A 22300-nucleotide genomic window follows, 5' to 3' on the forward strand; every position below is an offset into this window, starting at 1 on the left:
GCAGGCTGCGCCCCTCCGCTGCCGGCACGCCACGCGCGCAGCGACGCAGCACCCGCGCAGCACATTTTCGCCGACGGTGCTGCCGTGAGGGTGCTTGTCACCGGGGCCAGCGGCTTCCTCGGCCGGGCCGTCGCGGCCGAGATCGCGGCCGCCGGACACGAGGTGCGAGCCTTCCAGCGGCGCCCGTCGGGCGTGCCCGGCGTGACCGACCTACTCGGCTCGGTCACCGCGCCCGCCGAGGCCCGGCGCGCCGTCACCGGAATGGACGCGGTCGTGCACCTGGCCGCCAAGGTGTCCCTGGCCGGCAGCCCGGCCGAGTTCGCCGCCGTGAACGTGGGCGGCACGCGCACCCTGCTGGCCGCGGCCGCGGATGCCGGAGCCTCCCGCTTCGTCTTCGTGTCGTCGCCCTCGGTCGCCCACACCGGGGCATCCATTGTCGGCGGCGACGCCGAGCCGGCCGACCCGGCCGAAGCCCGCGGTCCCTACGCCCGCACCAAGGCCGAGGCCGAACTGGTCGCCCTCGCCGCGGATTCGGCCGCCCTGCGCGTGGTCGCCGTGCGGCCGCACCTGGTCTGGGGCCCGGGAGACACCCAGCTCGTGGCCCGGATCGTCGAGCGTGCCCGCGCCGGACGCCTGCCGCTGCTCGGCCACGGCGCCGCCCTGATCGACACCACCTACATCGACAACGCCGCCACGGCCATCGCGGCAGCCCTCGATCAGGCCGACGCCGTGCACGGCCGCTCCTACGTGATCACGAACGGGGAGCCGCGGCCGGTCGCCGAACTGCTCGCGGGCATGTGCCGGGCCGCCGGCGTGCCGGCGCCGGCCTGGCGGGTCCCGGCCGGGGTTGCCCGCGGTGCGGGGGCGCTGATCGAGGCGGCCTGGCGCATCCGTCCGGGCGCCGACGAGCCGCCGATGACCCGGTTCCTGGCCGAGCAGCTCTCGACCGCGCACTGGTTCGACCAGCGCCGCACCCGGTCCGAGCTGCGGTGGACGCCCGCGGTGAGCCTCGATGAGGGCTTCCGCCGCCTCGCCGCCTCGTACGACGGCTAGCTTTCTCGGGCACTGGCGGCCTCAACGGATGCCCAGGGCCGTCCGTGCGATCGCCAGCGCCCCTTCCGCGCGCTGACGGAGCCCAGTCGTTGACGGATTCCGATCACCGGGGCCTGCCGGGCGCGGCGGCTCGCTAGGCTCGTCACGTGACCTGGCCCCGCGACCTCCCCGCCCAGCTGGCCGGACTGGCGCCGACCCTGCTCGGGATCGCGCTGCTCATCGCGATCGTCACGCTGGTGCTGCGCGGCTACCGGGTGCCGCATCCGTTCGCACCGGCCCTCGCCGTGCTGCGCGGCGCCCTGCAGCTCGCCGCGATCAGCCTGATCCTCAGCGGCATCATCTCCAACCCGTTCTGGGTCGGCGTGGGTCTGGCGGTCATGTTCACCGCTGCGGTCGGCACGGTCACCCGCCGGATCGGCGCCACCCGGCGGCACGCGGCCTGGGTGGCCGCCTCGATGGGCCTGGGCGTGATGGTCACCCTCCTCGTGGTCTTCGGCACCGGCGCGCTCGAGTTCACGCCGCGCTACGTGTTGTCGTTCGGCGGCATCATCATCGGCAACGCCATGTCGATCGCCACGCTCTCCGGCCGGCGCTTCACCGAGGGCGTGACCGAGCACTGGGAGGAGGTCGAGGGCTGGCTGGCCCTCGGCGCCACCCCGCGCCAGTCCACCCGAGAACTGGCCTGCCGCGCGGTGTACTTCGCCCTGATCCCCTCGACCGACCAGACGAAGACCACCGGGCTGGTCACGCTGCCCGGAGCCTTCGTGGGAGCGATTTTCGGTGGAGCCTCGCCGCTCGAGGCAGGGCGGTTCCAGATCGTGGTGCTTGCCGGCATCCTCTGCGCCGGATCGATCGCGGCGGTCGCCCTGATCCACCTGCTGGCCCCCGTGACCCGGCGCCCCGTCCCGGTGCCGGGCTAGCGACACGCGCCGCGCTGATGTCCTCGGCGCCGGCCGGTCCGATCCTGCTGGGAGCCGGGCGGCTACTCGGCGGAGCGGTGAATCAGCCGGGAGAGCACGATCGCGCTGCGGGTGTGGTCCACGTTGGGTGCCAAACGCACCTTTTCCAGCGCCGCCTCCAGACCGGGGATGTCCCGGGCCCGGATGTGCACGATGGCGTCGGCGCTGCCCGTGACGGTTCCGGCGTCCACGACCTCTGGCACCCCGGACAGGATGCGCAGTAATTCCTCGGGCGCCACGGTGCCGCGGCAGAACAGCTCGACGTAGGCCTCGGTGCTCATGCCGTCGATGGCCGGATCCACCTGGATGGTGAAACCGCGGATGACGCGGTCGGCCACGAGCCGGTCGACCCGGCGTTTCACGGCCGACGCCGAGAGTCCGACGACCGAGCCGATATCGCCGTATCCCGCCCGGGCGTTCTGGCGGAGCAGGTCGAGAATGCCACGGTCGAGGTTGTCCATGCCGAGAGTCTAGGGGGCATCGTTGCGCTGGCGCACGCATTAACGCAGAAAACCCGCGCCCGATAGCGCAATTCACTGGATAGCTGCGCCGTGGCGAGCGGACCAGCGGGCGGACGTGCGGCATCCGTCATCGCCCGTTGTGGCGGAAAACTGCGTGAGGGGCCGGACGCGCGCACGTTTTCGGCGCAGAGTGGGGTGCACATCCGATTCGTGCTGTGTGAGACTAAGCATGGCGTCTCTGCCCAGGCGTTTCGTGTCGGCAGAGCTCTCGTGAGTGACCTGGTCCGCCATCCACCCCGCCAGCCGACCTCACCCGAAGGGGGCGGATGGCCGCCGAAGGAGTCACCATGTCGACCAACCTCACCGCCCCGAACCTGGACGAGCTCGTCTCGCCGGCCCTTCCCGTGCGCACGCCCGTCAAGCGCACCGTGCTGATGTGCAAGCCCGAATTCTTTTCCGTCGTCTATCGCATCAACCCCTGGATGGATCCCGCCATCCCGACGGACACCGCGCTCGCCGTCGCCCAGTGGCAAACGCTTCACGACACCTATGTCGGCCTCGGCTTCGACGTGCACCTGATCGAACCCGTCGACGGCCTGCCGGACATGGTCTACGCGGCCAATGGCGGATTCGTCATCGACAACATCTCCTACGGCGCGGCCTTCACCTACGCCGAACGCCAGCCGGAAGGTCCGGCCTACATGGACTGGTTCGGTGCCAACGGCTTCGACGTGCGCGTGCCGGCGGAGATCAACGAGGGCGAGGGCGACTTCCTGCTCGTGGGCGACGTGATCCTCGCGGGCACCGGGTTCCGCAGCGCCTCGAACAGCCATGAAGAGGTGTCGGCGATCTACGGCCGCCCCGTGATCACGCTCAACCTGATCAATCCGAGCTTCTACCACCTCGACACGGCCATCGCCGTGCTCGACGCGTCGCCGGCCACGGGCAACGGCGAGATCGCCTACCTGCCGAGCGCGTTCGACGAGCCGAGCCTGGCCATCCTGCGCGAGCGATTCCCGGACGCCATCATCGTCGCCGAGGAGGACGCGGCCATCCTCGGCCTCAACTCCTATTCCGACGGCTACAACGTGGTCATCGCCGCGCGGGCGAAGGGCTTCGAGGCCCAACTGCGCGCCCGCGGCTTCAACCCGATCGGGGTCGACCTGTCCGAGCTGCTGCTCGGTGGAGGAGGCGTGAAGTGCTGCACCCTGGAGCTGCGCCGATGACCGACCCGATGACCGACCAGGCCACCGCCCCGGCCGCCGCGCTCGGACAGGCCGCGTATATCGCGCTGGAAGACGAGCACGCGGCCCACAATTACCATCCGCTGCCCGTGGTCGTCGCGTCCGGCGACGGCGCCTGGGTGACGGATGTCGACGGCCGCCGCTACCTGGACTGCCTGGCCGCGTACTCCGCGGTCAACTTCGGCCACTCCAACCCGCTCCTGTTGGACGCCGCTCGCGAGCAACTGGGCCGCATCACGCTCACCAGCCGCGCCTTCCACAACGACCAGCTCGGCCCGTTCGTGACCGCGCTCGCCGAGCTCTCCGGCAAGGACATGGTCCTGCCGATGAACACGGGCGCCGAGGCGGTGGAGTCCGGCATCAAGGTGGCCCGCGCCTGGGGCTATCGGGTCAAGGGCGTCGCCGCCGGGATGGCGAACATCATCGTGGCCGGGGAGAACTTTCACGGCCGCACCACCACGATCGTCAGCTTCTCCGACGACGAGTCGGCCCGTAAGGATTTCGGGCCGTTCACGCCGGGGTTCCGCACGGTTCCCTACGGAGACGCCGCGGCCCTCGAGGCTGCGATCGACGCGAACACGGTCGCGGTGCTGCTCGAGCCCATCCAGGGCGAGGCCGGCATCGTCGTGCCGCCGGCCGACTACCTGCCGGCCGTGCGCGAGATCACGAACCGCCACAATGTGCTGTTCATCGCCGACGAGATCCAGTCCGGCCTCGGCCGCACGGGAGCGACCTTCGCTTGCGACCTGGTGGGCGTCGTTCCTGACCTCTACCTGCTCGGCAAGGCACTCGGCGGCGGCATCGTGCCGGTCTCGGCGGTCGTCGGCAATCGGGACATCCTCGGTGTGCTCCGCCCCGGCGAGCACGGCTCGACCTTCGGCGGCAACCCGCTGGCGGCGGCCGTCGGCCTCGCCGTGGTGAAACTGCTGGCCACCGGCGAGCAGCAGGAGCGCGCGCGTGTTCTCGGCGCCCGCCTGCACGACGGGCTGACCGGGTTGATCGGCCAGGGCGTCGTGGCCGTGCGTGGCGCCGGCCTCTGGGCCGGCATCGACATCGACCCGACGCTGGCCCCCGGCCGGGTGGTCTGCGAGGCCCTCCTGGCCCGCGGCGTGCTCGCGAAGGACACCCACGGCTTCACCATCCGGTTGGCCCCGCCGATCGTGGTCTCCGAGGCCGACCTCGACTGGGCGGTCGAGCAATTGGCCGCCGTGCTCGCAGAGCTCGCCGCCGCGAAGCCGAGCCGCCGAGTTATCCCGCTTGTGCCGAGTTGACCCGCTGGAACGGGTCAGCTCGGCACAAACGCCGACACTCGGCGAGGTGCGACCGGCCGGGCGGCCACGACACTACACGCCGACGGATGCTGCCACCGGCTGCGCGATGCGGCCGAGGCGTGCGAGCTGGGTGACGTGGCCAGGCTCGAGCTCCTCCAGGCTGTTCACGCCGAGCAGTCGCATGGTGCGGGAGACCTGCTCGGAGAGGATCTGGACGGCCCGGTCGACGCCGGCCTCGCCGCCGGCCATCAGGCCGTAGAGGTAGGCGCGGCCGATCAGGGTGAAGCGGGCACCGAGGGCAACGGACGCGACGATGTCGGCGCCGCTCATGATGCCCGTGTCCAGGTGCACCTCGTATTCGCTGCCGACCTCGCGCACGACGTTCGGCAGCAGGTGGAACGGGATCGGGGCGCGGTCGAGCTGGCGCCCGCCGTGGTTGGAGAGGATGATGCCGTCCACGCCGAGGTCGGCGAGCGTGCGCGCATCCGCCAGGCTCTGTACGCCCTTGACGACGATCTTGCCGGGCCACTGCGCCTTGATCCAGGCCAGGTCCTCGAAGGTGACGGTGGGGTCGAACATGGTGTCGAGCAGGTCGGCGACTGTGCCGCTCCAGCGGTCGAGGCTGGCGAAGGCGAGCGGTTCGGTGGTGAGGAAGTTGATCCACCACTCCGGCCGCGGCAGTGCGTTGATGACCGTTCCGGCGGTCAGGGCCGGCGGGATCGAGAAACCGTTGCGCTTGTCGCGCAGGCGCGCGCCGGCCACGGGCACGTCCACAGTCACCAGCAGGGTGTCGTAGCCGGCCTTCGCGGCCCGGTCCACGAGCGCCATCGAGCGGTCGCGGTCCTTCCACATGTAGAGCTGGAACCAGTTGCGCCCGTGGGGGTTCGCGGCCTTGACGTCCTCGATCGACGTGGTGCCCATGGTCGACAGGGAGAAGGGAATGCCGGCCCGGGCCGCGACGTGGGCGCCCGCGATCTCACCCTCGGTCTGCATCATCCGGGTGAACCCGGTCGGGGCGATTCCGAAGGGCTGGGCCACGGGGGCGCCGAGCACGTCCCAGCCCGTCGACACGGCCGACACGTCCCGCAGGATCGACGGGTTGAACTCGATGTCCTCGAAGGCCTGGCGGGCACGGCCCAGCGACAGCTCAGCCTCGGCGGCGCCGTCGGTGTAGTCGAACGCGGCCTTGGGGGTGCGCTTCTTGGCGATGTCGCGCAGGTCGTAGATGGTGAGCGCGCCCTCGAGGCGGCGCTTCTTCGCGTTCAGTTCGGGGGTCTTGAAGTGCATCAGCGGGGCAAGGTCTTTGATCTTCGGGATGCGTCGTTGAACCATGGTCGAAGGGTCCTTTCTATCGGGCCACCGGGTGCCCGTTGGCATCCGTGTGGTCGTTGGCGAAGAGGTCGGGCAGGTGGTTGGCAAGGTGGGTTTCGGCGTAGTAACCCGCGATATGGGACTGCACGAGGCTGCGGGCGGCCGGGGGATCGCCGGCCTCGATCGCGCCGAGGATCGCGCGGTGTTCGGTGCGGAGACGGGCGGAGGTGTCGGGCCAGGAAGTGAGGCTGGTCGCGCCCGCCCGCACATAGCCCTCGATGGCACTGCGCAGCCCCGCCATCGTGGCGGTCACGACCTGGTTGCCCGATGCGGTGGCCAGGGCCAGGTGGAACGCGGCGTCGAGGGCCAGGAATTCCCCCTCGGTCAGCGCGGGAGACTCCATGGCGCAGAGCAGCAGCTCGGGCGTCGTCAGGTCGGGGTGCAGGGAGGCGTTGGCGTCCATGGTGGAACTGGCCTGGGCGGATGCCTCCGCCAGCTCGGTCACGACCGAGGCCTCGAGCACCAGCCGGGTCTTGACCACGTCAGAGACGGGGAACCCCTGCGCCGCCACCTGCAGACGCATCAGCGCCGACATGCCGCCGCCGGGCAGGGCCACGATGATCGCACCCGCCGTGGGCCCCGACCCGGCGGACGTGCGAAGCAGCCCGAGCACTTCGAGCACCCGGATGGCCTCGCGCACGCTGGACCGTCCGACGCCCAGCTCGGCGGCGAGGGCCCGCTCGGGCGGAAGATGGTCACCCGGGCGTAGTCGCCCACTGAGGAGATCCAGCTCGATGTTCTGCAACACGACTTCCCAGGCACGGCGTTCGATGCTCATGGGCTCCTCCTCGACGTTGGGGTGGCATGCGGTGTGCCCGGCGGGGATCATGCGTCGGGCGGTGTGGTCTGACCACACGCTACACGACGCGCCCGATGCGCACCAGCGCCCGCGGCGCATCAGCCACCGGGTATACGCCGCCGGCACCTTCAGGCCGCACTCAGGCTGGTCAAGTCCGCGGTCTCGTTCACCGTCCACGGGACGACTGGGAGGCCGAGGCCGCCCAGGTTCGGGCTGGATTCGGGCTGCCCGACGCCCGGTCAGGAATCCCCGCTCGATCGGGCCCCCAGGGTCAGATCCGGGGCGATTTGCCGGGTGAGGTTCAGTGACGCCCAGTCGAAGCTCTGCAGGACTGACCGATCCGACTGCCGGGGGTGTTCGCCTGCTCAGGGAAGCCCGGCGACTGCTGGTAGCCGCAGTCCAGGGTGCGGATCTCGGCCAGGCTCAGGTCGCGCACCCGGTCGTCGGCATAGGGAAAGGCCGAGTCGCCGGGGAACGCGGGAGCGGCGTCGGCGCATTTGCTGGACGTCATCACGTCGTCGTGCCACACCACCACCTGGTTGGCACTGGACAAATGGGTGTCCAGCTCGAGTGTGCTCACACCCAACTCGGGAGACCCGGCGAAGGCGGTCAGTGATTCCTCGGTCCACTGGCCGCGGCCGCCGCGATCAGGATTGAGCACATTGCGTGGTTCCCCTGGAGTTGCGTGAACCGGCGGCAGTCCGCCTCCGGTTCTCCACGCTGCGAACCGGACGTGGCCGGGGTGGAGAGATCGTTCCGAGCGCTGACCGGGCCTGGTCACGGCGGCGGGCTCCGTGCGAACGCAGAGGATCTCAGATGAAGAGCAGCACGATGCCGAGCACGCCGGACGCGGCACCGATGCCGAGCAGGATCAGGCCGGTCAGGCGCAGTGCCCGGCCCTCGGCCTCCGGGGTGTGGGTGCGACACCGGGAGGGGGTGCGGAGGCTGAACCAGACCGGCACGTCGTCGCCGGGCGCGAGCCCGTGCGTCTCGTGTGTGTTCGCCGGGCACTCGTGCACCTCGCCGTCACGGTCGAACCAGCGGATGACCGTTCCGGCCCGGGAGGACGCGATGACGCCATCCGTCAGTACCCAGCGACCCTTCACGCCGCGCGCGACGAGACCGGCCGCGAAGAGTGCCCCGCCGACGGCCAGGCCGATCAGGGTCAGCACCTCGCTGAGGAGGGAAACGAGCGAGAAGGTGTCCACGTTGCCCCTTCCCGGTCGTCGTAACGGTACGGGCAAAATCGTACCGTGCCCTCCGGGCCGGATGCCGCGACCCTGCCGATGCCCCCAGGTCTGGGGGCACACGGTAAGGTCAAGCAATGAGCTCGGTTGTTGAACAATCTCCCACCCGTGACGACCGAAGCTTCCTCGGACAGCCTCGCGCCCTCGCCAACGTGTTCGGCGTCGAGATGTGGGAGCGGTTTTCGTTCTACGGGATGCAGGGCATCCTGCTGCTCTATTTGTACTACTCCGCGGCCGACGGCGGCCTCGGGATCCCGCAGGCCACCGCGGCAGGCATCGTGGGGGCCTACGGCGGCGGCGTTTACCTGTCGACCATTCTGGGAGCCTGGGTGGCCGACCGCCTGGTGGGCTCGGAGCGGGTGCTCTTCTGCAGCGCCATCGTGATCGCGGTGGGGCACGTGGCACTCGCTCTCCTGCCGGGCATCGGCGGCGTGGCGACCGGGCTCATCCTGATCGCGCTGGGCAGCGGCGGGCTCAAGGCCAACGCGACCAGCGTCGTGGGCGCGCTCTACGCCAAGGACGACCCTCGGCTCGACGCGGGCTTCTCGCTCTTCTACCTCGGCATCAACCTGGGTGCCTTCTTCGGGCCGGTCCTGACCGGCCTGCTGCAGACGACCCTCGGCTTCCACTACGGGTTCGGGCTCGCCGCCGTGGGGATGGCGATCGGCCTGGTGCAGTACTCCTTCGGCCGCAAGCGCCTGCCGGCCATCGTGCACGAGGTGCCGAACCCGCTGCCGGCGTCGCGCCACGCCGGCTACCTCTGGGCCGCGATCGCAACGACCGCCGTGATCGTGGTGCTGGTCCTGCTCGGCGTGATCACGGCATCCGGCCTGGTCACCATCGTTATCGCGCTGACCCTGATCGCCACGGTCTGCTACTTCGTGGTCATCCTGCGCAACCGTCAGATCACCGCCCTCGAGCGCAAACGCGTCTACGCGTTCATGCCGCTGTTCGTGGCCAGTGCCGCGTTCTGGTCCCTCTCCCAGCAGCAGTTCACGGTGGTGACCATCTACACCGACGAACGGCTCAACCGCGACGTGTTCGGCTGGGAGCTGCCGGTGTCGTGGGTGCAGTCGTTCAACCCGGTCTTCATCATCCTGCTCTCGGGTGCCTTCGCCGCGCTGTGGACGCGCTGGGGTTCCCGTCAGCCGTCCACCCCGGTCAAGTTCGCGTTCGGCACCGCGCTGATGGGTTCCGCGTTCCTGCTGTTCCTCCCGTTCGTCGACGGCGGCCCGAATTCGACGCCACTGCTCGCGATGATCGCGATCCTGTTCGTGCTCACGGTGGCGGAGCTTCTGATCGGACCGGTCGGCCTGGCCGTCACGACGCGGCTCGCCCCGGAACCCTTCAAGACCCAGATGGTCGCGCTGTTCTTCCTCTCGATCGCCCTGGGCACCGCGGTGTCCGGCTGGCTCGCCGAGTGGTACACATCGGTGTCGGAGACGGTCTACTTCAGCGTGATCGGCGGGGTCGCGATCGTGCTCGGGCTGTTGCTCGCACTGATCGCCCGACCGATCCTGCGGCTGATGAACGGCGTGCGCTGACCGGCATCCGTCAGCCGAGTGGATGCCAAGCGATTCGTTGTGTTGCGCCCCACAGGCTCAGAGCTGGCTGCACCGCGCGGACTCTGTTCAGCAAGGGGGGGCGCGGTGTCCGGTGTTGAACCAATTCGACGGAGAATCTGAGCGAAACCTGCTTTTTCGGGCCTTATGGCAACGATTTGGGCAGAATCTCCGTCGAATTCGTTCGGGGAGAACTGCCGCCAGGCTCGTCGGGTCTCACTCCGCTAGCGCGTCGCCGTGGCCTCGACGATCGCGATTTCGCGGGTGGCGGTCTCGGCGGTGCGGCCGTCTCCGTCGTGGTGCACCCGCATTCGTGGGGTCATGCCCCGGCGGAACCGTACCCGCAGGCTGCGGTAGCGCACCATCCAGAAGAGCACCGCCCCGGCCGCGAGGAGGCCCGAGAGCGCGGCCACGCCCAGCGCCCAGCGCGGGCCGAACTGGTCGGCTACCCAGCCCACCAGGGGCGCCCCGAGTGGCGTGCCGCCGGCGAAGATCGCCATATAGAGCGCCATCACCCGGCCGCGCATGGCCGGCCGCGTCGTGGTCTGCACGTAGGCGTTCGCGGTGGTCATCAGGGTCAGCGAGGACAGGCCGACGAAGGTCAGGGAGATCGCGAAGGTCAGGTAGTTGGGCATCACCGCGGCCACAGCGCAGGACAGGCCGAACGCGAAGGATCCGACGATGACCAGACGCAGCCGCGGCCGGCCGCGACGGGCGGCCATCAGCGCGCCCGCGACGGAGCCGATGGCCATGATCGAACTGAGCAGCCCGAACTCGCTGGCACCCATGCCGAACTCGACCGTGGCCATCGTTGCCGTGAAGATCGCGAAGTTGAAGCCGAAGGTGCCCACCAGGAAGACGGTGATCAACACGACGATGATGTCTGGCCGGCGGGACACGTACCGGAAGCCAGCCATCAGCTGTCCCCGCTCGCGGGTGGCCCGCGGCTGCGGCCTCAGCTGAACGGTGCGCAGAAGAGTCATCGCGAGCACCGTCGCCGCGAACGTCGCCGAGTTGATCATGAAGACCCAGCCGGCGCCGACGGCGACCGTGAGCAGCCCCGCGGCGGCCGGTCCGATCAGCCGGGCGCCGTTGAACGATGCGGAGTTGAGGGCCACGGCGTTCGGGAGGTCGTTGTCGGAGACCAGCTCCGACACGAAGGTCTGGCGGGCGGGGGCGTCGATCGCCGCGACGATCCCGAGGCCCAGGGCGAAGAGGTAGACGTGCCACAGCTCCGCGACTCCGGTGACGGTGATCACACCGAGGCCGAGGGCGAGCAGGCCCATCAGGGTCTGCGTCAGGATGAGCAGTCTGCGCCGGTTGAACCGGTCCGCGATGAGGCCGGACCAGGGCATCAGCACGAGCTGGGGCCCGAATTGCAAAGCCATCACGATGCCCACCGCGGTGGCGTTGTAATCGGTCAGTTCGGTCAGCACGATCCAGTCCTGGGCCGTGCGCTGCATCCAGGTTCCGATGTTCGACACGAGGGCCCCCGCGAACCAGATTCGATAGTTCGGGATGCTCAGGGAGCGGAACATGTTGTTCAACTGTTGGCGAGTTCCTTCATGATGTCGACGGCCTCGGTGAGGATCCGGCGCTGGTCGGGGCTGAGCGTGACGATGCGCTGTGCGAGCCAGGCATCCCGGCGTTTGCGCGTCTCCCGCATCAGGGTGCGCCCCTGGTCGGTCACCGTGAGCACCACCTTGCGGCCGTCGTCGGCAGAGCCGGCCCGGTTCACGAGGCCAGCCTCGACCAGCGCGTTGACCGTGCGGTTCATCGACGGCGGCGTGACCCGCTCGCGTTCGCTGAGCTCGCGGAGGGTGAACGGGCCATGGAAAAACAGGGTGCCGAGGGCCGAGAACTGGCTCGAGCTGAGCTCATTGTCGGCCTTCTCCTGCCGCAGGCGGCGGGCCAGCCGGCCGTTGGCCAGCCGGAAATCGTGACTCAACTCGGCTACCGTCGCACGTCGACCAGGGGAGACCTCCGGCGCAAGCACGTGAGATGTCGGTGAAGATTCCATAGCTACCCACCCTAACCACTTAGCCTCGCTAAGTATTCCCTGCTCGCAGCCTAGTTCAGGATCGACGGCAAAGAACCGGAATCCAGAGACGCGCGGGGCGAGTCCTGCCAGACTGGCCTCGTGCCTACCTACACGGATGACTTTGGCGTCTCGATCACGTATTTCACCTGGCCGGTCGATCGCCCGCGGGCCATCGTGCAGCTCGCTCACGGGGTCGGTGAGCATGCGCAGCGGTATGCGGAGCTCGCCACCCGATTGAACACGGCCGGCTACACGGTCTACGCCGACGACCACCGCGGCCACGGCCAGACCGGAGTGCACCAGTATGACGGCGACCTGTCCCGCCTCGGCCGCCTCGGCCCCGGCGGACTGCGCGCGGCAGTGGCCGGCGTACGCCAGCTGAGTGGGATCATCCGCGCCACTCACCCTGACCTGCCGCTCGTGCTGCTCGGCCACAGCTGGGGGTCCTTCATGGTGCAGATGATCGTCAATGCGCACGCCGCCGACTACGACGCGGTCGTGCTCAGCGGCACGGCCTACCGGATGCCCGGCTACCTGGACAGCGGCGACCTCAACCGCCGACACAAGCACCTCGGCGACACCGGGGTGGAGTGGCTCAGCCGCGATCCAGAGGTGGCCCGCGCTTTCATCGCCGACCCGCTCACGACCACGACCCCGCTGGCCAAGCTGTTCGGGCTGCGAGAGGCGGCGCGCCTCTTCGGCAGGCCGGGCCGCGACCTGCCGCCGGGCCTGCCGCTGCTCATCCTGGTCGGCGGTGACGACATCGTGGGCGGGGAGCGCAGCGCTCGCAGGCTGGTTCGGGCCTATTCCGGGCGGTCGGGACTTCGGGACATCCGGGTCATCACCTACCCCGGTGCCCGCCACGAGGTGTTCAACGAGACGAACCGTGAGGATGTCTTCGACGACCTGATCGGGTGGCTGGCCAAACGTTTTGCCGTGCGCGCCGATTAGGCTGGCGTCATGCACGGTGAATATAAAGTTCCAGGCGGCAAGCTCGTCGTCGTCGATCTCGATGTCGTTGACAACACGATCGTCGACTTCCGGCTGGCCGGTGATTTCTTCCTCGAGCCCGACAGTGCGCTCGGCGACATCAACGCGGCCGTGAACGGCCTGTCCGCGGACAGCGACGCGGTCAGCATCGCCGCCGCAGTGCGCGCCGCGCTCCCGGCCCATGCCACGCTGCTCGGGTTCTCGCCCGAATCGGTGGCGGTGGCCATCCGTCGCTCCCTCGCCCAGGCCAGCGGCTGGCGCGACTACGAGTGGCAGCTGATCCACACCAAGGCTGTCGCTCCCGTCATGCAGATGGCGCTTGACGAGGTGCTCGCGATCGAGGTCGGCGAGGGGCGCCGCAACCCCACGCTGCGGATCTGGGAATGGACGGAGCCGGCCGTCGTCATCGGCAGCTTCCAGTCCCTGAAGAACGAGGTCGACCCGGTCCAGGCCGCCAAGCACGGCTTCACCGTCGTGCGCCGGATCAGCGGCGGCGGCGCCATGTTCATGGAAGCCGGCTCGGTCATCACCTACTCGATCTACGCACCGACCGACCTCGTTCAGGGCATGACGTTCGCTGACTCCTATGCATTCCTCGACGAGTGGGTGCTCACGGCGCTCAAATCCCTCGGCATCGACGCTTACTACCAGCCGCTGAACGACATCACGAGCCCCAAGGGCAAGATCGGCGGGGCCGCGCAGAAACGTCTCGGCAGCGGCGCCGTGCTGCACCACGTCACCATGAGCTACGACATGGACGGCGACAAGATGGTGCAGGTGCTCCGCATCGGCCGGGAGAAACTCAGCGACAAGGGCATCACGAGCGCCGCGAAGCGCGTCGACCCGCTGCGCAGCCAGACCGGCCTCAGCCGGGATGCGATCATCGACCGGATGAAGGCGACCTTCACCGGGCTCTATGGCGCCGTCGCCGGTGAGATCACCGAAGCGGAATATGCCAGGGCGACCGAGCTGGTAGAGACCAAGTTCGGCACCGAGGAGTGGATCGGGCGGGTTCCCTAGGCCACGGGGCCGTCAATACGCGGGCTACCGTCCGCGCGTGAGCAGGTCCTGGTACTCGGCGTGCAGGTCGATCCAGCGCACAACGTAGGGGCACACCGGCACGACCGTGAGCGTGGTGCGGGTGCGAACATCGTCGAGCGCCTGCTCGACGAGGATGCCCGCCAGACCTTCGCCCCGGTGCGCCGGGTCCACCTCGACGTGGGTGAACAGCACATCCTGGCCGGCGACCTCGTAGTCGGCGAAGCCCACGGTGGTGCCGGCGAGCTCGAGCGTGTACCGGGCCAGGGCCGGTTCGTGACGGAATACGACCGAGTCGGATTCCCCGGTCGTTTCCGGGGATGCTGCATCTGGTGTCATCCCCTCAGCGTAGGCTGCCTGACACAATGAAGGAATGCCGATCGCGTGGTCTCCCTCCTCCCCCAGCCGTGTCGTCCACGCGAACAACCTCGAGGTTCTGCCGCAGCTGCCCGACGCGGCCTTCACGCTGATCTACCTGGACCCGCCGTTCAACACGGGGCGCAAGCAGAACCGGCAGACCACGACGTCGGTGCGCGCACCGGCGAGCCCGGTATCCGTCGCCCTGGGTGCGGACGCCGCGGGCATCATCACCGGCTTCAAGGGCCAGCGGTATGAGCGGATCAAGGGTGACCTGCTCGGCTACGACGACCAGTTCGAGGACTATTGGGCCTTCCTCGAGCCGCGCCTGATCGAGGCCTGGCGCCTCCTGTCCGATGACGGCACCCTCTACCTGCACCTCGACTACCGCGAGGCGCACTACGCCAAGGTGTTGCTCGACGCCCTCTTCGGCCGGGACTGCTTCCTGAACGAGCTGATCTGGGCCTACGATTACGGCGCGAAGTCGAAGAACCGCTGGCCGACCAAGCACGACACGATCCTGGTCTACGTGAAGAACCCGGCCCGGTACTACTTCGACTCGACCACGGTCGACCGCGAGCCCTATATGGCGCCCGGTCTGGTCACCCCCGAGAAGGTCGCGAAGGGCAAGCTGCCGACGGATGTCTGGTGGCACACGATCGTGTCGCCCACCGGCAAGGAAAAGACCGGTTATCCCACCCAGAAGCCCGTCGGCATCCTGCGCCGTATGATCCAGGCGTCCAGCCGCGAGGGGGACTGGGTGCTCGACTTCTTCGCCGGCAGCGGCACGACGGGTGCGGTTGCCGCGGCCCTCGGCCGCCGCTTCGTGCTGGTGGACCAGAATCCCGAGTCGATCCAGGTCATGCGCACGCGCTTCGCGCTGCTGCCCGCGGTGGAGTTCCTGCCCGGCGGATTCGAGCCGGCCGTGCCCGAGCCGGCCGTGCCCGAGCCGGCCGCGCCGGAGCCGGCCCAGCCGGCGCTGTTCGATTTCGGCGCCGACCGGCCCGGGGCGAGGCTGGGAGCATGAGACTTCGCATTTTCACCGAACCGCAGCAGGGTGCCTCCTACGACGACATCCTCGCCGTGGCCCAGGCCACGGAGACGCTCGGCTTCGACGCGTTCTTCCGCTCCGACCACTACCTCGCGATGGGAGACACGGCTCCCGTGCTGCCGGGGCCGACGGATGCGTGGACCACCCTGGCGGGCCTCGCCCGGGAGACCCGGCGCATCCGCCTCGGCACTTTGGTCTCGTCGGTGACCTACCGTCCGCCGGGGATCCTCGCGATCCAGGTGGCGCAGGTCGACCAGATGTCGGGCGGGCGGGTCGAGCTCGGCCTCGGCACCGGCTGGTTCGAGCAGGAACACCTGGCCTACGGCATCCCGTTCCCGGCCAGGCGGTTCGGCATGCTCGAGGAGCAGCTGGAGATCGTGACCGGGCTCTGGGAGACCCCGGTCGGCGACCGCTTCAGCTTCGCCGGCGAGCACTACACGCTCGTCGACTCGCCCGCCCTGCCCAAGCCCGTGCAGGCCCGCATCCCGGTGATCGTGGGCGGTGGCGGCGCCAGGCGTACCCCGGCCCTGGCTGCCCGCTTCGCCACCGAGTTCAACCTGCCGTTCCCGGATTTCGCGGATGTCCCGGCCAAGTTCGCCGGCGTGCGCGCTGCATGCGCGGCCATCGGTCGCGATCCCCGTGAGCTGGTGTACTCGGCGGCGCTGATCGCCGTCGCGGGCGCGAACGAGGCAGACTTCATTCGCCGGGCCGCGGCCGTGGGCCGGGAACCGGCCGAGCTGCGGGCGCACGGCGTGGCCGGCACGGCGTCCGAGGTCGTGGACCGCCTCGGCGCCCTCGCCCACGACGGGGTCGAGTGCGTCTACCTGCAGATCATGGACCTGTCCGACCTCGGCCACTTGGACTTCATCGCCCGCGAGGTCATGCCTCAGCTGGCCTGACCGCCCTGCCCGTCCTGCCCGTCCCGCCGGTATTGCCGGTGCGCGGGTGCTGCGCCGCTACGCTGCCGGCGCGCCACGCGCGCAACGGCGCAGCACCCGCACCGGGGAAGCCGCGCGTGTCACGCCGACTCGCGTAGCACCAAACGGGTCGGCATGAGGGTGCGGTGCGGCATGCTCTCGTCGGCGGCGAGCCGGCGCAGCAGAATGTCCGCCATCGCGTAGCCCATTTCCTCGGAGGGCTGGCTCACCGTGGTCAGCGGCACCGGGCCGCTCGTCGCGGCCGGGCTGTCGTCGAACCCGACGATGGCCACGTCGCCGGGCACAGAGCGGCCGAGCTCACGCAGCACATCCACCGCCCCGGTGGCCATCAGGTCGCTCGCCACGAAGAGGCCGTCGATGTCGGGGCACCGCTCCAGCAGCCGGCGGGTGGCTGCCGCGCCACCGGCGGCCGTGAAGTCGGCGAGTTCGACGGCATCCGCGGGCAGCCCGGCCCGCTCCAGCGTGCGCTCGAACCCGGTGAGGCGGTCGATGCCGGCCGGCATGTCCACCGCGCCGGCGATCGAGCCGATGCGGCGGCGCCCGATGTCGACGAGGTGCTGGGTGCCCGTCTCGGCACCCGCCGCGTTGTCGACGTCAACGAAGTAGGCGGCGAGGTTGTCCGCGTTCGACGGCCGGCCGCCGAAGACCACCGGCATGGTCTTGTCGAGTTCGGCCACGAAGTCGTCGCCGGTGTGGTGCGAGATGATGAGCGCTCCGTCGACGTTGCCCGAGCGCAGGTAGCGCAGAGTCTTGTGCCGTGGGTCGCTCGACGCAACGAGCAGGTTGAGCGTGTAATCACTTTGGTCGAGTCGGCGGGTGATGCCCTGCACGACCGCGGCGAAGTAGGGATCACCGAAGAACCGGGTCATATCCTCAGGCACGACCAGGGCCACGGCCTCGGTCTGCCGGCTCGCGAGCGAGCGGGCCGCCCGGTTCGGAACATAGTTGAGCTGGTTGATGGCGTCCGTCACCGAGGCGACGATCTCTGGGCTGACCCTGGTGGACCCGTTCACGACCCGGCTCACGGTGGCCCGGGAAACCCCGGCCACCTCGGCCACCATTTCCAGGGTGGGCTGCGAAGGACGGACCTGGCGCACACTCGTTATCATGACGCCATTATATTTTGCCCGCATCCCTCGCGGTTCCGGTTCAGGAGAGGGCGCGGTTGCGGATGATCTCGGCGTAAGAACGTCCGCTGTCCTTGACGGTGCGCTCCTGGGTCTCGTAATCGACCCGCACGATGCCGAAGCGCTTCTCGTAGCCCCAGGCCCACTCGTAGTTGTCCATCAGCGACCAGTAGAAGTAGCCCTTGACGTCGACTCCCTCATCGATCGCGTCAAGGATGGCGCCCAGGTGGTCGGTCAGGAATTCGGTGCGCCGGGCATCCGGAACAGTGCCGTCCGCGGCGACGACGTCGTCGAACGCCGCGCCGTTCTCGGTGACGTAGAGGCTCGTGCCGGTCGGGGCGGCGTAGTCGGTGTTCACGCGAACGAGCAGTTCGCGTAGCCCGTCGGGCTGCACCTCCCACTCCATGGCGGTCAGCGGCAGCCCCTGCGGGTGGTCGTAGACGCCGTCGGCCGCCGGGAACGGCGACCGGGTGGGGCGGTCGGTCGGGGCCTGGGCGAGCAACGGATGTTCGGCCGGGCGATCACTGACCAGGTCGCCGTGGTAATAGTTCACGCCGAGGGTGTCGATCGGCTGGTTGATCTGGGCCAGGTCTCCCTCGTGGATGAAATCGGTCAGCCCGTACTCGGCCACGTCCTGGAGCACATCCTCCGGGTAGAAGCCGCGGAAGACCGGGTCGAGGAAGATCCGGTTGAACTGCCCGTCGATGCGGCGCGCGGCATCCACGTCGCCCGCATGCGTCGGATCGACCGGCTTGGCGACGGTGAGGTTGAGCGTGATGCCGAGCTCGAGCTTCGAGTCGCGTTCGCGCAGCGCCTCGACGGCGAGGCCGTGCCCCAGGAGCAGGTGGTGTGCGGCGGCCAGGCCGTCCCGGGGGCTCTGCCGCCCGGGCGCGTGGGCGCCGGCGGTGTAGCTGAGGAAGGAGGAGCACCACGGCTCGTTGAGAGTGGTCCACACGCCCACGCGGTCGCCGAGGGTGTCGTGCACGGTGAGGGCGTAGTCCCGGAAGCGTGCGGCGGTGTCGCGGTTGGTCCAGCCACCCTTCTCCTCGAGGGCCTGCGGCAGGTCCCAGTGGTAGAGGGTCAGCCACGGCTTGATGCCGGCGCCGAGGAGCTCGTCGACCAGGCGGGAGTAGAAGTCCACGCCCTTCGGGTTGACCGGCCCGCCGTCGGGACGCACCCGGGCCCAGGAGGTGGAGAAGCGGTAGGTCTGCAGCCCCAGGTCCTTCATCAGGGCGACGTCGCCCTGATAGCGGTGGTAGTGGTCGCAGGCGACGTCGCCGTTGTCGGCCTTGAGGACAGCACCCGGCACGCGGCTGAACGTGTCCCAGATGGAATCCGTGCGGCCGTCCTCATGGGCGGCGCCCTCGATCTGGTAGGCGGCCGTCGCCGCCCCGAAGAGGAACTCGGGCGGGAAGGAACGAACGTGTGAGGTCATACCCATATTCTCGGTGATTGTTTCGAGTGTTCCGAACGAGGTCATCCCTTGACCGCGCCCTGCATGATTCCGGCCACGAGCTGCTTACCCAGGAAGATGAAGACCAGGATCAGCGGGATGATCGAGAGCACCACGCCGGCCAGCACGAGCGAGTAGTCGACGTAGAAGGCGGCCTGCAGCTGCTGCAGTGCAACCGGGAGGGTCGGGTTGCCGGGGCCGAGCACGATGAACGGCCAGAAGAAGTTGGTCCAGGTGCCGATGAACGTGAACAGGGCGAGCATCGCCGCGGCCGGGCGGGCGGCCGGGAGACCGATGTGCCAGAAGCTGCGGATCATCGACGCTCCGTCCATGCGCACCGCCTCGATCAGCTCGTCGGGCAGTGCGTCGCGCAGGTACTGGGTCATCCAGAACACGCCGAACGCGGTCACCATGGCGGGCGCGATGACGGCCCAGAGGCTGCCGGTCCAGCCGAGCCTTGACATGACGATGAACAGGGGCACGACGCCGAGCTGGGTCGGCACGGCCATGGTCGCGATCACGAAGATGAGCAGACCTTCCCGGCCGCGGAACTTCAGCTTGGCGAAGGCGTAGCCGGCGAGCGTCGAGAACATCACGACGCTGAGCGACACCACGGACGACACGATGATGCTGTTGCCGAGCGCCGTCCAGAACGGGATGCTGTCGATGACCGTGGCCGCGTTGGCGATGAAGTTACCGCCCGGGATCCACATCATCCCGTTCTGGTTCAGCGCGGAGGCATCCTGGCTGCCGATCAGGAACGACCACCAGATCGGGAAGGCCGAGCCGAGGATAACCGCGATCAGGATGCCGTAGACCCAGAGGGACGGCCGACGGTCGTGCCCGCCGATGATGGTCTTGCTCATGAGATGCCTTTCGCGCGGACGCGCAGCTTGCGGTCGCCGGTGCCCGCGATGCGACGGGTGATGAGGAAGTTGATGACAGCGATGAGGATGATGATCAGGAACAGGAGCCAGGCCACGGCGGACGCCCGGCCGAAGTTGCGCTGGTTCCAGCCGAGTTCGTAGATGTACAGGGTGAGCGTCTGCCACTGGCGACTGGCTCCGCCCTGGCCGACGTTGTCGAACATGCGTGCCTCGTCGAAGATCTGCAGCCCGCCGATCGTCGAGGTCAGGATGACGAAGATGATGATCGGTCGCAGCAGCGGCAGGGTGATCGACCCGAAGGTGCGCCAGCGGTTGGCGCCGTCGATGATGGCGGCCTCGTAGTAATCGCGCGGGACGGCCTGCATGGCGGCGAGGAAGATAAGGGCGTTGTAACCGGTCCAGCGGAAGTTCACCATTGTGGCGATGGCGAGGTGGCTGGGGATCACGTCGACGTGCCAGCGCACGGGCTCGAGGCCCAGGCTCATGATCGCGCTGTTGATCAAGCCGAACTTGTCGCCGAAGAGGTCGTTGAAGATGAGTGCGACGGCGACCGGGGCCACGACGTAGGGAAGGAGCACGCCCATGCGCCAGAAGGTCTTTCCGCGCAGGTTGAAGTCGAGCACGGCGGCGATGCCGAGCGCGACGATGATCTGGGGGATGCTCGAGAGCAGGAAGATGCTGAAGGTGTTGCGCAGGGAGTTCCAGAAGTATCCCTGGCTCAGCACCGTGACGAAGTTCTCCAGGCCGACGAAGTCGCCCTGGCCGCCGATGAGGTTCCAGTCGTGCACCGACACCCACGCCGTGTACAGCAGCGGGAAGAGGCCCATGACGGCGAAGACGAGGAAGAAGGGGGAGATGTAGAGGTAAGGCGAGAAGCGCACATCCCAGCGGCTCAGTGTGTGGCTGAGGGCGATGCGGCGGATGCTGCGGGCATTCACCTCGACAGCGGCAACGGTAGTCATGAAAGTCCTTCGGTGGTTGAGCTTGTCGAGGCCCGGGTGAGCCGGTCGAGACCGGGGTCGGGCCGGCCGGGACCAGGTGGTCTCGACAGGCCCGACCGGCGGGATGGTGCTGGTTAGCCGAGCGACTCGACGTCGGTGACCCACTGAGCCCACGACTCGTCAGCCGTCATGGTGCCGTCTTCGACGCGGGTGAGCGCCTGCTGCATGGCGTCGTTGATCGCGAAGTAGAACTCGCCCTTGTACGGGGTCACGTCGACAGCGGCGGCGCGGTTGGCAAGGATCTCACCGGTCGGCGCGTTGTTGAAGAACTCGTTCGTGGCGCCGAGGAGTTCGTCGCTCTCGAGGGCTTCGAGCTGGCTCGGAAACGTGCCCTTGGACGCGAACGCCTTGAGCTGCTGCTCCGGGGCGGTCAGCCAGGAAGCGAGCTTCTGGGCCTCGGCCTGGTTCTTGGATTGCTCGGGAACGGTCAGGTACGAGCCGCCCCAGTTGCCGCCGCCGCCGGGGAACGTGTCGGCGATGTCCCAGCCGGCGACGCCTTCAGCGTTGCCGGAGATCACGCCGAGCATCCAGCCCGGGCAGAGCATCGTGGCGAAGCCGTCGTTCTGGAAGCTGGCGGTCCAGTCGTCGCTCCACTGTCCGAGGTGCGCGGACAGCGTGCTGCTGGCCTCGAGCACGCTCGTGTAGGCCTTCTTCACCTCCGGGTTCCCGGTGGCGATGATGGTGCCGTCTTCTTCTTCATAGGCGTTGGGGATCTGGTTGACGACGCCCTGCCAGGTGGCTCCGGCAGAGTCGAACCACGGCACGTTCGTGCCGGCAGCAGCGAACTTCTCACCGGCTGCGTAGTAGCTCTCCCAGCTGGTGCCGAGGAGTGCGGCGACCTCGGCGCGGTCGGTCGGAAGACCGGCGGCGGCGAACAGGTCGGAGCGGTAGCAGACGGCTTCCGGACCGATGTCGGTGCCGTAGGCGATCAGGCGGCCGTCGGCATCCGTCGCGGCCTCGGTCTTCCAGTCGAGCCAGCGCTCGTCGACGTCGTCAGAGGCGAGGTCGATGAACTGGTCGGAGTATTGGAGCAGTTCCGGCAGCCAGTCGACCTCGATGGCCTCGATGTCGCTCAGGCCGCTGCCTGCGGCGAGACGGGTCGTGAGGTTGTCGCGGGCCTCGTTGGAGGTGGCAGCCTTCTTGTGCGTGATGGTGACGTTCGGGTTGGCCTTCTCGTACTCGGCGAACAGGTCGTCATAGCCGAATTCGTTGAACGTCGCGACGGTCAGTTTGACGTTTTCGTCGGTCGACTGCTCTCCGCCGGCGTTCGCTGAACAACCGGATAGAACCAGTGCGAAGGATGCTGCTCCGGCGACTGTTACTGCAAGTGTGGTGCGCGGGAAACGCTTCACGGTCACTCCCTTGTGTGCGTGCTGATGGGTGGATGCAAGGTCGCTCTCATTGTGCCGTGAGAGCGCTCTCACGTGGTGGTGCTTACGTTAGTGCGCGC

General features: G+C 68.7%; 22 protein-coding genes. 9 read left to right on the forward strand and 13 right to left on the reverse strand.

Annotated features, from left to right (window positions below):
- The first annotated feature begins 84 nt into the window (after window positions 1-84).
- Both E3T34_RS06715 and E3T34_RS06720 read left to right on the forward strand, forming a co-directional pair.
- Window positions 85-1053: an NAD-dependent epimerase/dehydratase family protein gene (locus tag E3T34_RS06715; protein ID WP_134342536.1), complete on the forward strand. Its 969-nt coding sequence runs from the start codon at window positions 85-87 to the stop codon at window positions 1051-1053.
- A gap of 146 nt (window positions 1054-1199) precedes the next feature.
- A complete protein-coding gene (locus tag E3T34_RS06720) occupies window positions 1200-1973 on the forward strand; it encodes an ABC transporter permease (RefSeq protein ID WP_174843003.1) in 774 nt (257 codons plus the stop codon).
- 62 nt (window positions 1974-2035) lie between these two features.
- On the opposite strand, the gene E3T34_RS06725 is transcribed toward E3T34_RS06720, so the two are convergent.
- A complete protein-coding gene (locus E3T34_RS06725; protein WP_104099917.1) occupies window positions 2036-2473 on the reverse strand; it encodes an Lrp/AsnC family transcriptional regulator in 438 nt (145 codons plus the stop codon).
- A gap of 347 nt (window positions 2474-2820) precedes the next feature.
- On the opposite strand from E3T34_RS06725, the gene ddaH reads away from it, so the two are divergent.
- Window positions 2821-3699: a dimethylargininase gene (gene ddaH, locus E3T34_RS06730; RefSeq protein ID WP_134342537.1), complete on the forward strand. Its 879-nt coding sequence runs from the start codon at window positions 2821-2823 to the stop codon at window positions 3697-3699.
- A gap of 8 nt (window positions 3700-3707) precedes the next feature.
- The gene (gene rocD, locus E3T34_RS06735; protein ID WP_134342575.1) at window positions 3708-4988 is read left to right on the forward strand and encodes an ornithine--oxo-acid transaminase; all 1281 of its coding nucleotides are present in this window, start codon (window positions 3708-3710) and stop codon (window positions 4986-4988) included.
- Between the two features lie 72 nt (window positions 4989-5060).
- Here the strand turns inward: rocD and E3T34_RS06740 are convergent, their stop codons facing one another.
- From E3T34_RS06740 to E3T34_RS06755, 4 genes are all read right to left on the reverse strand, one after another.
- Window positions 5061-6320, reverse strand: coding sequence for an alpha-hydroxy acid oxidase (locus tag E3T34_RS06740; RefSeq protein WP_134342538.1), 1260 nt, complete (start codon window positions 6318-6320; stop codon window positions 5061-5063).
- 16 nt (window positions 6321-6336) lie between these two features.
- Entirely contained in the window at window positions 6337-7137 is an 801-nt protein-coding gene (locus E3T34_RS06745; protein WP_104099915.1) for a FadR/GntR family transcriptional regulator, read from the reverse strand.
- Window positions 7138-7459: 322 nt separating this feature from the next.
- Complete coding sequence (locus E3T34_RS16450; protein ID WP_233191235.1) at window positions 7460-7819, reverse strand: glycerophosphodiester phosphodiesterase family protein; 360 nt, start codon at window positions 7817-7819, stop codon at window positions 7460-7462.
- Window positions 7820-7970: 151 nt separating this feature from the next.
- On the reverse strand, window positions 7971-8366 hold the full coding sequence (locus tag E3T34_RS06755; RefSeq protein WP_104099914.1) for a sortase: 396 nt from the start codon (window positions 8364-8366) through the stop codon (window positions 7971-7973).
- A 116-nt stretch (window positions 8367-8482) separates the two neighbouring features.
- Between E3T34_RS06755 and E3T34_RS06760 the strand changes: the two genes are divergently transcribed.
- Window positions 8483-9949, forward strand: a complete 1467-nt coding sequence (locus E3T34_RS06760; protein ID WP_104099913.1) for a peptide MFS transporter — start codon at window positions 8483-8485, stop codon at window positions 9947-9949.
- Between the two features lie 242 nt (window positions 9950-10191).
- On the opposite strand, the gene E3T34_RS06765 is transcribed toward E3T34_RS06760, so the two are convergent.
- Complete coding sequence (locus E3T34_RS06765) at window positions 10192-11505, reverse strand: MFS transporter (protein ID WP_134342539.1); 1314 nt, start codon at window positions 11503-11505, stop codon at window positions 10192-10194.
- A gap of 5 nt (window positions 11506-11510) precedes the next feature.
- The gene (locus E3T34_RS06770; protein ID WP_233191233.1) at window positions 11511-11915 is read right to left on the reverse strand and encodes a MarR family winged helix-turn-helix transcriptional regulator; all 405 of its coding nucleotides are present in this window, start codon (window positions 11913-11915) and stop codon (window positions 11511-11513) included.
- Window positions 11916-12107: 192 nt separating this feature from the next.
- Between E3T34_RS06770 and E3T34_RS06775 the strand changes: the two genes are divergently transcribed.
- Together E3T34_RS06775 and E3T34_RS06780 are read left to right on the forward strand one after the other, a co-directional pair.
- Window positions 12108-12959, forward strand: a complete 852-nt coding sequence (locus E3T34_RS06775; protein ID WP_104099911.1) for an alpha/beta fold hydrolase — start codon at window positions 12108-12110, stop codon at window positions 12957-12959.
- 9 nt (window positions 12960-12968) lie between these two features.
- Window positions 12969-14018 carry a biotin/lipoate A/B protein ligase family protein gene (locus tag E3T34_RS06780; protein ID WP_104170055.1) on the forward strand — a complete coding sequence of 350 codons (1050 nt, stop codon included), beginning with the start codon at window positions 12969-12971 and terminating at the stop codon, window positions 14016-14018.
- A 24-nt stretch (window positions 14019-14042) separates the two neighbouring features.
- Here E3T34_RS06780 and E3T34_RS06785 read toward each other — a convergent pair whose 3' ends face one another.
- On the reverse strand, window positions 14043-14375 hold the full coding sequence (locus E3T34_RS06785; RefSeq protein ID WP_104099909.1) for a GNAT family N-acetyltransferase: 333 nt from the start codon (window positions 14373-14375) through the stop codon (window positions 14043-14045).
- Between the two features lie 34 nt (window positions 14376-14409).
- Between E3T34_RS06785 and E3T34_RS06790 the strand changes: the two genes are divergently transcribed.
- Together E3T34_RS06790 and E3T34_RS06795 are read left to right on the forward strand one after the other, a co-directional pair.
- Window positions 14410-15420 carry a site-specific DNA-methyltransferase gene (locus E3T34_RS06790; protein ID WP_104099908.1) on the forward strand — a complete coding sequence of 337 codons (1011 nt, stop codon included), beginning with the start codon at window positions 14410-14412 and terminating at the stop codon, window positions 15418-15420.
- Window positions 15417-16343, forward strand: a complete 927-nt coding sequence (locus E3T34_RS06795; RefSeq protein WP_134342540.1) for an LLM class F420-dependent oxidoreductase — start codon at window positions 15417-15419, stop codon at window positions 16341-16343. The genes E3T34_RS06790 and E3T34_RS06795 overlap by 4 nt, the downstream gene beginning before the upstream one ends.
- A 119-nt stretch (window positions 16344-16462) precedes the next feature.
- Here E3T34_RS06795 and E3T34_RS06800 read toward each other — a convergent pair whose 3' ends face one another.
- From E3T34_RS06800 to E3T34_RS06820, 5 genes are all read right to left on the reverse strand, one after another.
- A complete protein-coding gene (locus E3T34_RS06800; protein ID WP_104099906.1) occupies window positions 16463-17491 on the reverse strand; it encodes a LacI family DNA-binding transcriptional regulator in 1029 nt (342 codons plus the stop codon).
- Between the two features lie 40 nt (window positions 17492-17531).
- Window positions 17532-18944: a GH1 family beta-glucosidase gene (locus E3T34_RS06805; RefSeq protein ID WP_134342541.1), complete on the reverse strand. Its 1413-nt coding sequence runs from the start codon at window positions 18942-18944 to the stop codon at window positions 17532-17534.
- Between the two features lie 41 nt (window positions 18945-18985).
- A complete protein-coding gene (locus tag E3T34_RS06810; protein ID WP_104099905.1) occupies window positions 18986-19828 on the reverse strand; it encodes a carbohydrate ABC transporter permease in 843 nt (280 codons plus the stop codon).
- Window positions 19825-20811 carry a carbohydrate ABC transporter permease gene (locus tag E3T34_RS06815; protein WP_104099904.1) on the reverse strand — a complete coding sequence of 329 codons (987 nt, stop codon included), beginning with the start codon at window positions 20809-20811 and terminating at the stop codon, window positions 19825-19827. The genes E3T34_RS06810 and E3T34_RS06815 overlap by 4 nt, the downstream gene beginning before the upstream one ends.
- A 113-nt stretch (window positions 20812-20924) precedes the next feature.
- Window positions 20925-22202, reverse strand: coding sequence for an ABC transporter substrate-binding protein (locus tag E3T34_RS06820; RefSeq protein ID WP_104099954.1), 1278 nt, complete (start codon window positions 22200-22202; stop codon window positions 20925-20927).
- Window positions 22203-22300: the final 98 nt, after the last annotated feature.

Origin of the sequence: Cryobacterium sp. TMT1-62 (assembly GCF_004403145.1) — a bacterium.
GTDB lineage: Bacteria > Actinomycetota > Actinomycetes > Actinomycetales > Microbacteriaceae > Cryobacterium > Cryobacterium sandaracinum.

Excerpts from the sequence above, each read along its gene's own strand:
- E3T34_RS06725 (WP_104099917.1), bottom strand. The coding sequence starts at position 2,473 with ATGGACAACCTCGACCGTGGCATTCTCGACCTGCTCCGCCAGAACGCC.
- ddaH (WP_134342537.1), top strand. The coding sequence starts at position 2,821 with ATGTCGACCAACCTCACCGCCCCGAACCTGGACGAGCTCGTCTCGCCG.
- rocD (WP_134342575.1), top strand. The coding sequence starts at position 3,708 with ATGACCGACCAGGCCACCGCCCCGGCCGCCGCGCTCGGACAGGCCGCG.
- E3T34_RS06740 (WP_134342538.1), bottom strand. The coding sequence starts at position 6,320 with ATGGTTCAACGACGCATCCCGAAGATCAAAGACCTTGCCCCGCTGATG.
- E3T34_RS06745 (WP_104099915.1), bottom strand. The coding sequence starts at position 7,137 with ATGAGCATCGAACGCCGTGCCTGGGAAGTCGTGTTGCAGAACATCGAG.
- E3T34_RS06760 (WP_104099913.1), top strand. The coding sequence starts at position 8,483 with ATGAGCTCGGTTGTTGAACAATCTCCCACCCGTGACGACCGAAGCTTC.
- E3T34_RS06765 (WP_134342539.1), bottom strand. The coding sequence starts at position 11,505 with ATGTTCCGCTCCCTGAGCATCCCGAACTATCGAATCTGGTTCGCGGGG.
- E3T34_RS06780 (WP_104170055.1), top strand. The coding sequence starts at position 12,969 with ATGCACGGTGAATATAAAGTTCCAGGCGGCAAGCTCGTCGTCGTCGAT.
- E3T34_RS06785 (WP_104099909.1), bottom strand. The coding sequence starts at position 14,375 with ATGACACCAGATGCAGCATCCCCGGAAACGACCGGGGAATCCGACTCG.
- E3T34_RS06790 (WP_104099908.1), top strand. The coding sequence starts at position 14,410 with ATGCCGATCGCGTGGTCTCCCTCCTCCCCCAGCCGTGTCGTCCACGCG.
- E3T34_RS06795 (WP_134342540.1), top strand. The coding sequence starts at position 15,417 with ATGAGACTTCGCATTTTCACCGAACCGCAGCAGGGTGCCTCCTACGAC.
- E3T34_RS06800 (WP_104099906.1), bottom strand. The coding sequence starts at position 17,491 with ATGATAACGAGTGTGCGCCAGGTCCGTCCTTCGCAGCCCACCCTGGAA.
- E3T34_RS06805 (WP_134342541.1), bottom strand. The coding sequence starts at position 18,944 with ATGACCTCACACGTTCGTTCCTTCCCGCCCGAGTTCCTCTTCGGGGCG.
- E3T34_RS06810 (WP_104099905.1), bottom strand. The coding sequence starts at position 19,828 with ATGAGCAAGACCATCATCGGCGGGCACGACCGTCGGCCGTCCCTCTGG.
- E3T34_RS06815 (WP_104099904.1), bottom strand. The coding sequence starts at position 20,811 with ATGACTACCGTTGCCGCTGTCGAGGTGAATGCCCGCAGCATCCGCCGC.